Below are 1,832 nucleotides of genomic sequence, written 5' to 3' on the forward strand. Positions count from 1 at the left end.
CGGTCGCCCAGACCGGCACCGGCCCGACCGTCGTCCGGCTCTCCGACGAAGCCGAAACCGGAGTCAACCTGGCCACCACCGAGGCGATCGGCGAGCACCAGATAACCGGCGGCTGCCTGGCGATCACCCTGTTCGAGGGCACCGCCGCGCACGCGGAGGCCTGCCACACCGAAACCCGGGCGCTGCTGGCCGCACACGACGGTACGTCGCTGGGCGAAGCGGCGGCACGAGCGTGGGAGCACGGCCGGTTCGCCGCGCCGTACCTGCGTGACTCGCTGCTGGCCGCCGGCGCGCTCTGCGAAACCCTGGAGACCGCCACCAACTGGTCCAACATCGACACGCTCAAGACTGCGGTCACCGCCGCGCTGACCGCCGCGCTGACCGAATCGGGCACGCCGGCCCTGGTGCTATGCCACATCTCGCACGTGTACGCCACCGGTGCGTCGCTGTATTTCACCGTCGTCGCCGGGCAGCGGGGCGACCCGATCGAGCAGTGGCGCAAGGCCAAAGCCGCAGCCTCGGACGCGATCATGGCGGCCAGTGGCACCATCACCCACCATCATGGGGTCGGAGCCGATCATCGACCCTGGATGACCGCGGAGGTGGGTGAGCTGGGGATACGGGTGCTACGGGCGGTGAAGGCGGCGTTGGATCCAGCGGGCATTCTCAATCCCGGCAAGCTGATTCCGTGACCCAACTGCTCCAACGGGAGATCGCCGGCATCACCCTGCTGGTCAATCCCGCTTCGGGGCACGGCAACGCCCCCCACGCAGCAGAACGGGCAGTCGTACGCTTTGGACAACGCGGTGTGGATGTCGTCCAGATTGTCGGCACCGACGCCGACCATGCCCGCCGCCTCGTCAGCGAAGCCGTCGAACGAGGCACCGATGCGCTGGTGGTGGCCGGTGGTGACGGGGTGATCTCGATCGCGCTGCAAGCCCTGGCGGGCAGCGATGTACCGCTGGGCATCGTGCCCGCCGGCACCGGTAACGACCACGCCCGCGAATACCGGCTGCCAACCGCAGATCCGGAAGCCGCCGCCGACATCATCGCCGACGGCTGGGCCGAAACCGTCGACCTGGGGCGCCTTCAAACCCCGGACGGCGTCGCGAAGTGGTTCGGCACCGTCGCGGCAACCGGATTCGACTCCCTAGTCAGCGACCGGGCCAACCGGATGCGCTGGCCGCGCGGACGGATGCGCTACAACCTGGCGATGCTGGCCGAACTGTCGAGGCTGCGACTGCTGGCGTTCCGGCTGGTGCTCGACGGTCCCGAAGGACACCAGCAGATCGACACCGATCTGACGATGGCCGCGTTCGGCAACACCCGCAGCTATGGGGGCGGCATGCTGATCTGCCCGCACGCTGACCACGCCGACGGACTGCTCGACGTCACGATGGTGCATTCGGCGTCGCGCACCAAGCTGATCCGGCTGTTCCCCAGCGTGTTCAAGGGCACCCACATCGACCTGGACGAGGTGACCACGGCACGGGCCCGGTCGATCCACGTGGAATGCCCCGGCATCAACGCCTACGCCGACGGCGATTACGCGTGCGCGCTGCCCGCCGAGATCAGCGCGGTACCTGCCGCACTGCAGATCCTGCGTGCGGCGGGCGAACCGGCGGTATAGCTGCCTACCCTCGCGGCGCTGGCGCCACCAGTCCGGGAGTAACCAGCACAGCTATGGGTCGTCGGGGCCGGCGTCATCACTGCCAGCAACGGCACGGTTGGTTTGTCGCAGCAGTCGCTCCGGGTGGTGGAAATTGTTGACTCTGGGTTGGCCGTGGTCCAGGTGTGGGGGTGGGATGGTTTCGATGGTGCCGTCGTGGCGG

2 protein-coding genes are annotated in these 1,832 nt (G+C 68.6%); both read left to right on the forward strand.

Features of this window, described 5'->3' with window-relative positions; genetic code table 11:
- On the forward strand, window positions 1-692 hold a 692-nt coding region (locus AC2VON_RS15650; RefSeq protein ID WP_486953773.1), incomplete at its 5' end, for an FAD-linked oxidase C-terminal domain-containing protein.
- Window positions 689-1,630: a diacylglycerol kinase gene (locus AC2VON_RS15655; RefSeq protein WP_486953774.1), complete on the forward strand. Its 942-nt coding sequence runs from the start codon at window positions 689-691 to the stop codon at window positions 1,628-1,630. The genes AC2VON_RS15650 and AC2VON_RS15655, both read left to right, overlap by 4 nt.
- The last annotated feature ends 202 nt before the right edge of the window (window positions 1,631-1,832 follow it).

Source organism: Mycobacterium sp. TH-M82 (genome assembly GCF_057473605.1).